Source organism: Microcoleus sp. T3_B1, assembly GCF_036700445.1.
Classification (GTDB): Bacteria; Cyanobacteriota; Cyanobacteriia; order Cyanobacteriales; family Microcoleaceae; genus Microcoleus.
Window position 1 is genome coordinate 42,526 of sequence record NZ_JAUBOX010000061.1, and the last position, 791, is coordinate 43,316.

Below are 791 nucleotides of genomic sequence, written 5' to 3' on the forward strand. Positions count from 1 at the left end.
GTCAGCTTCATCGCACCTGCATCCGGCAGCGTCACCAACACCGCCAGAAGTACCTCAACTACCGCTGACCCGACTCCCGCCAACAACCAAGCTACATTCACCACACCTCTGACACCAAATCCAACCACTCCAACAAATCCAACCAATCCAACCACTCCAACCAATCCAACCACTCCAACCAATCCAACCAATCCAACCACTCCAACCAATCCAACCACTCCAACCAATCCAACCACTCCAACCAATCCAACAAATCCAACAAATCCAACAAATCCAACCACTCCAACAAATCCAACAAATCCAACAAATCCAACAAATCCAACAAATCCAACCAATCCAACAAATCCAACAAATCCAACAAATCCAACAAATCCAACAAATCCAACCACTCCAACAAATCCAACAAATCCAACCACTCCAACAAATCCAACCACTCCAACAAATCCAACCAATCCAACCAATCCAACCAATCCAACCAATCCAACAAATCCAACAAATCCAACAAATCCAACCAATCCAACCAATCCAACAAATCCAACCAATCCAACAAATCCAACAAATCCAACCAATCCAACAAATCCAACCAATCCAACAAATCCAACAAATCCAACAAATCCAACCAATCCAACCAATCCAACAAATCCAACACCAACGGACAACCAACCGCCATTAGCCAACAATGCCAACTCCCGCGTCGGCCCCAACAGCAGCCGGTTAGTCACAGGATTGGGAGGAAGCGACCCCGACGGGTCGATCGTCTCTTACACGATCGACACCCTGCCTCCAGCAGA

The 791-nt window shown here is 46.9% G+C and carries 1 protein-coding gene; it reads right to left on the reverse strand.

Annotated features, from left to right (window positions below; genetic code table 11):
• Positions 1–97: 97 nt before the first annotated feature.
• Complete coding sequence (locus tag QT990_RS25565) at positions 98–670, reverse strand: hypothetical protein (protein WP_333465905.1); 573 nt, start codon at positions 668–670, stop codon at positions 98–100.
• Positions 671–791 lie beyond the last annotated feature (121 nt).

Excerpts from the sequence above, each read along its gene's own strand:
- QT990_RS25565 (WP_333465905.1), bottom strand. The coding sequence starts at position 670 with ATGGCGGTTGGTTGTCCGTTGGTGTTGGATTTGTTGGATTGGTTGGAT.